We start from the raw sequence: 4625 nt of genomic DNA, 5'->3' as shown, positions 1-4625 counted from the left end.
TCCTGGCCGTCGGCATAGAATCCGTCGCCGCCGAGGGCGCTGACGTTGGCGAGGGGCAGCGTGAACAGGCTGGTGTAGCCGATCGCCACGGCTGTGCAGGGTGGGGTCGGACCACGACAACATGCGGTAATCTCCGGCTTTCGGTGCCCGGATCAGCTCGATTTGACGTCCATCGCGTCGTTTCCGACGGCTAAACTGGCCGGGCACACCGCAGCGTCCTCACCTATGACATGGGTGTCATCGATCGTTCTTCCACAGTCTGGTGGTTCAGGGGGTCTTCGTCCAGAAAGCGGACGGCACGCGGCGTTTCGTGCCGGCACCGGCACCGACCGACCTGGAAGTTGCGCGCCTGCTGGGTTCGATCCGGCGGGGGATCGTGCGGCTGGTCGGGCGTCGTGGCATCGAGCTGGAGTGTCCGGGCGTCGAGACGGATGCGACCGACGAGCGGCTGTTCGACTGGCCTCTGTACGGCGAGATCCAGGGTGCTGCCGTCCTGGGTCGGGTGGTCACCGGGCCACGAGCCGGGGCAGCGGTGGTACGCGTCGGGGGCGATCCCGCCCCGGTGACCGTCGGCAGGAGCGGCGGCTTGCAGGCGCATCTCGACGGCTTCGATCTGCACGCCGCCGTGGCGGTGCCGGCGGGCGACCGCGTGAGGTTGGAATTCTAGCGATTGCGGATTGCGGATTGCGGGCAGTCTGCCATGTCGACAGGGTGCGAATTACACGGGCGGAGGTGCCACGGGCCATGACGAAGCATGATCTGAAGCGGCGAACGCGCCGGTTCGCGTTGGACGTGATCCACCTGGTTGAGTCGTTGCCGCGCACCAGAACCGCAGAGGTCATCGGGCGGCAATTGCTGCGGTCGGCGATGTCCGTCGGCGCCAACTACCGGGCCGCCTGCCGTGCCCGGTCGTTGGCCGACTTCGTCGCCAGGATGGGGATCGTCGAGGAAGAGGCGGATGAGTCCATGTATTGGATGGAACTGCTCGTGGAGAGTGGCTCTATCGCCGCCGACGTACTCGCAGCCCTGCGGCAAGAAGCGAACGAACTGCTGGCGATCACGGTGTCGTCCATCAAGACCGCCCGCACAGCAAGGGACCGGACCAGGTAAGCGACCAGCTGACTCCGCACTCCGCAATCCGAAATCCGCAATCCGAAATCCGCAATCCAAAATCCGCAATCCAAAATCCGCAATCCGCAATCCCCAATCCGCCCCCGCGGTGATCGAGAAGATCCTCCGCCATCTCGGCTTGCCGACGGCACCGGCGGTCGCGGCGCCGGCGCGGTTGCCGCCGCGGCTCCCGGGTTGCGAGAGCGCGTCCGAGCAGTTCGGGGAGTGACGGGCGGCGCCGAGGTGCGCCCGGCGCCCTCGCCGGCACCCGTCCTGCCGGCGCAATCTTCTGTTGACACGCGCTTTGTCCGCGCTGCATACGGGCTGTGAAGGGGGGATCGTAAAGACGAGTCGGATGGCGGGCAACGTCCGAGAATCGAGCTTATGTCAAACACGGCGTTTGTACCGGCTATCCGCCACGGCGATCTTGTGCGCGTCGATTCTGTCGTTCTTCGCTTTACCGCCGTGGATGGCCTTCATGTAGAGAGCGTGGCCGAGCACGAAGCGAATGCCCTCGCGCGCGCACAGATCGGCGAGTCAGTACCAGGTGAAGATGCACTCGACGGCGACGACGAGGTCGTCGCGACACGGTGCAATCACGCGCAGGAAGGACTCGGGCTCGGCGCGCAGGTCCTTGTGCACCACGACGGTGCCCGCGGCGTCGAGGATGCACACGTACATGGAGCGTGCATGCAGATCGATGCCGCAGTAGTATCGGTGCTGCTGTGCGTAGAAGTTAATCAAGGCTCCTCCTCTCTCCCCGGCGGGGAGGTTCGTTGTTGGTCACAGCCACCGTACCCCGTCACGGTGACGAGGAGGAGGCCTTGATGAAGATCAAGCGCATGCAGCCGACGCGCAAGAGAGCGCGCGGCTGATGCGCAGGCGTTAGCGCGCCCGACGTGACGGTGGTAGGGTTAGCGTTATGAGCAATGCGGATGTTGCCGAAATCCTCAAGCTCCCGGCTGAGGAGCGGTTGCGGTTGGTCGAGTTGATCTGGGAGAGTCTCGTTGCGAAGCCAGCAGAGGTACCGCTTAGCGACGCTCACCGCGCCGTGATCGACGAGCGTGTCGCTGAACACGACCGCTATCCGGACGATGTCGTTCCCCGGGATGAAGTGCTTGCCCAAGCTCGACGCGGTTGATGGCCCCGCGGTTGGTTTTTCGGCGGAGGGTCGGACAGGATTTGGCTGGCGCCTACGGGTGGTACGAAGAACAACGCGTGGGTCTTGGCGAGGAATTCCTAGAGGCTGTCGACGCGTCGTTCGACGCCATCGAGGAATTCCCGGAGATGTTTGTGCGTGTGCACGGCGAGGTACGGCGCGCCATGGTCTCCCGGTTTCCGTATGCCGTCTTCTACCGTATCGAACCGAAGCAGGTCGCGGTGCTCACTGTGCTCCACACTGCTCGCGACCCGAGACTCTGGCCGCAGCCTCGGAAGAGGGGGCGCTAACACGCCGCTCGATCGGACCGCGGGTGCGAGCGGTCCCGTTCTGTATACGGGCTGTGAAGGGGCGATCGTAAAGACGAGGGGCATGGCGGGCAACGTCCGAGAATCGATCTTATGTCAAACACGGCGTTTGTACCGGCTATCCGCCCGTAACCACGCACAGCCCTACTCAACCTCGAGCTGATAGCGGGTGTGGGAACGAGCTTCGTAGCGGTCGGCCACATGTGTCGCCCGACACCGAACGCCCGACACGTTCCCGCCAGCCGCCAGCCCCTAGCCTCCGTTTGCCGGGCACCCGTTCAACGCGTTATTGACGACGACGACCAACTCATCGACGGTGACCTTGCCATCGTTGCTCGAATCGAAGACGCGGCACTCGCCGAGCGCCAGCGTGCCGAGGGCAATGTTGACGCCTTTGACGAGTTCGTCGACCGTCACGTCATGGTCCCCGTTGCAGTCGCCGTCATCGAGGAGTCGTGCGCTCACTCTTCGAGGCGCAGTACGATCGCCAACGCGGCGGCGATTTGTCGCATCACTGGCTCGCAAAGCTGACCAAGGGGCCGGACGAATCTCTGATGGGCGACCGAACGTACTTGAAAGGCATCGGCGGCCGAGACCTTGTCTAGGTGATTCTCGGCGTCCGGTTCGACGCGGACCAACCACGGCGCCGCAGCGAACCGGTCCTTCCAGTCCGTGGGCGGCACGATGACCTTGAGCGGGAGCACGCCGATGGCGTCCTCGCTGACGATGACGGCAGGACGTGTCTTCTTGATCTCTGCGCCGACGGTGGGATCGAGGTTGATCAGCCAGATGGCGCCCCTACGCACTGAAGTCCTCGCCGTCGAGCGTCGTGAAGATCGTGAGTTCGCTGTCGGTCTCGTACTCCGCACGGAGGGCTTCTGCGGCGGCCGCCAGTTCTCGCTGCCGGTCGGCACGGCGGCTTGTTTCGCCGCCCGCCTCCATCTCTTGGCGAGTCAGCTCCAAGGCTGCTTCTGCGATCTGCAGTCGTTGCGCTCTGGTGAGCTTCTTGAGTTCTTCGAGAATCTGCGCCTGCGTCATATCGATCCTCTAACCGCTGCGCCCCGGCTCGGCAAGACGCTGCGTAACGAGCGGGCTCACGTGGCACTCGGCTCCGGCACCAGTCACCGAACACCCGACACGTTCCCTCCAGTCTCCAGCCTCCCGCCCCGGCCTCTCAGCCGCCGCACCCGTTCAGCGCACTGTTCACGGCTTTCACCAGTTCATCGACCGTGACCTTTCCATCGCCGCTCGAATCGAAGCTGAGGCAGTCGGAGAGGGGCGCGTCGCCGAGCGCGATGTTCACGCCGCTCACCAGTTCGTCGACGGTGACGGTGTTGCTGGAGTCACAGTCGCCGAGGCAGGTGCTTGTGAGGAGGATAACCGGGGTGCCGACTCGATGCGCCGTGGCGCTGGCGCTGCGCTCGACATGGAGCAGTCTGCCGGGCTGTTCTGTGTCTCGGAGGGCGAGCGCACTGCCGGAGGCGATCGGCTCCTTGCCCCAATAGGTCAGCACCTCTTCGTCGATCTGTACCGTCCCACGGTCCGGGAACCCGCTGATGTCGCTGACGACGATCACCGTGTCGTCCGCGTCGATATCAAACGAGAGCACCGCAGCAGCCGTCGGCGTTGGCGTGGGGCTCGGAGTCCCCATGACCAGAGGCGTGGCAGACGGCGTCGCGGCGCCCGTCGCGGTCGGCGGAGATGTTGCGGTCTTCGAAGGCTTGGAGGTTGGGGTTGGTACTTCAGTGACCGACGCGGTCTGCGTGGCGGTAAACACCGTCGGCGGGAGCGTTGGCGGCGGAGTATCGGTTGGAGTGGCGGTCGGCGGCGCAGTGTCCGTCGCGATCGCCGTGGCAGTTTCGGTCGGCCTGCTCGGCAGCGGTGTTGGACAGCCACCATCTCTCGTCGTGGGTCACCTGACCCGCGACCGTGCCGCTGCCGCTGCCCCGGTTCTGGTTGGCCGCCCTGGCTAGCCTCGGAGAGCCGGTCGACCTCGGCGCGGCCGTGCCGGACTACTACCGGGAAACCGGAGTGTGATGGCATCCGCC

The 4625-nt window shown here is 65.1% G+C and carries 9 protein-coding genes and 1 pseudogene; 5 read left to right on the top strand and 5 right to left on the bottom strand.

Annotated features, from left to right (window positions below):
- Window positions 1-262: 262 nt before the first annotated feature.
- Together L6Q96_22935 and L6Q96_22930 are read left to right on the top strand one after the other, a co-directional pair.
- A complete protein-coding gene (locus tag L6Q96_22935; GenBank protein MCK6557405.1) occupies window positions 263-667 on the top strand; it encodes a hypothetical protein in 405 nt (134 codons plus the stop codon).
- Between the two features lie 77 nt (window positions 668-744).
- Window positions 745-1110: a four helix bundle protein gene (locus L6Q96_22930; protein ID MCK6557404.1), complete on the top strand. Its 366-nt coding sequence runs from the start codon at window positions 745-747 to the stop codon at window positions 1108-1110.
- Window positions 1111-1527: 417 nt separating this feature from the next.
- Here L6Q96_22930 and L6Q96_22925 read toward each other — a convergent pair.
- Window positions 1528-1851 (bottom strand): annotated as a pseudogene (locus L6Q96_22925) (transposase).
- Between the two features lie 181 nt (window positions 1852-2032).
- On the opposite strand from L6Q96_22925, the gene L6Q96_22920 reads away from it, so the two are divergent.
- Window positions 2033-2251: an addiction module protein gene (locus L6Q96_22920; protein ID MCK6557403.1), complete on the top strand. Its 219-nt coding sequence runs from the start codon at window positions 2033-2035 to the stop codon at window positions 2249-2251.
- A 41-nt stretch (window positions 2252-2292) separates the two neighbouring features.
- On the top strand, window positions 2293-2559 hold the full coding sequence (locus L6Q96_22915) for a type II toxin-antitoxin system RelE/ParE family toxin (GenBank protein MCK6557402.1): 267 nt from the start codon (window positions 2293-2295) through the stop codon (window positions 2557-2559).
- 270 nt (window positions 2560-2829) lie between these two features.
- On the opposite strand, the gene L6Q96_22910 is transcribed toward L6Q96_22915, so the two are convergent.
- The 4 genes from L6Q96_22910 to L6Q96_22895 all read right to left on the bottom strand — a co-directional run bounded on the left by L6Q96_22910 (window position 2830) and on the right by L6Q96_22895 (window position 4153).
- Window positions 2830-3042, bottom strand: coding sequence for a hypothetical protein (locus L6Q96_22910; protein ID MCK6557401.1), 213 nt, complete (start codon window positions 3040-3042; stop codon window positions 2830-2832).
- Window positions 3039-3383 carry a type II toxin-antitoxin system PemK/MazF family toxin gene (locus tag L6Q96_22905; GenBank protein MCK6557400.1) on the bottom strand — a complete coding sequence of 115 codons (345 nt, stop codon included), beginning with the start codon at window positions 3381-3383 and terminating at the stop codon, window positions 3039-3041. The genes L6Q96_22910 and L6Q96_22905 overlap by 4 nt, the downstream gene beginning before the upstream one ends.
- The gene (locus L6Q96_22900) at window positions 3376-3615 is read right to left on the bottom strand and encodes a hypothetical protein (GenBank protein MCK6557399.1); all 240 of its coding nucleotides are present in this window, start codon (window positions 3613-3615) and stop codon (window positions 3376-3378) included. The genes L6Q96_22905 and L6Q96_22900 overlap by 8 nt, the downstream gene beginning before the upstream one ends.
- 136 nt (window positions 3616-3751) lie before the next feature.
- Window positions 3752-4153: an EF-hand domain-containing protein gene (locus tag L6Q96_22895; protein MCK6557398.1), complete on the bottom strand. Its 402-nt coding sequence runs from the start codon at window positions 4151-4153 to the stop codon at window positions 3752-3754.
- Window positions 4154-4226: 73 nt separating this feature from the next.
- On the opposite strand from L6Q96_22895, the gene L6Q96_22890 reads away from it, so the two are divergent.
- Window positions 4227-4550, top strand: a complete 324-nt coding sequence (locus tag L6Q96_22890) for a hypothetical protein (GenBank protein MCK6557397.1) — start codon at window positions 4227-4229, stop codon at window positions 4548-4550.
- Window positions 4551-4625 lie beyond the last annotated feature (75 nt).

It is taken from the genome of Candidatus Binatia bacterium, from assembly GCA_023150935.1.
GTDB lineage: Bacteria > Desulfobacterota > Binatia > HRBIN30 > HRBIN30 > JAKLJW01.
This window is presented reverse-complemented; position numbering and strand designations above follow the sequence as displayed.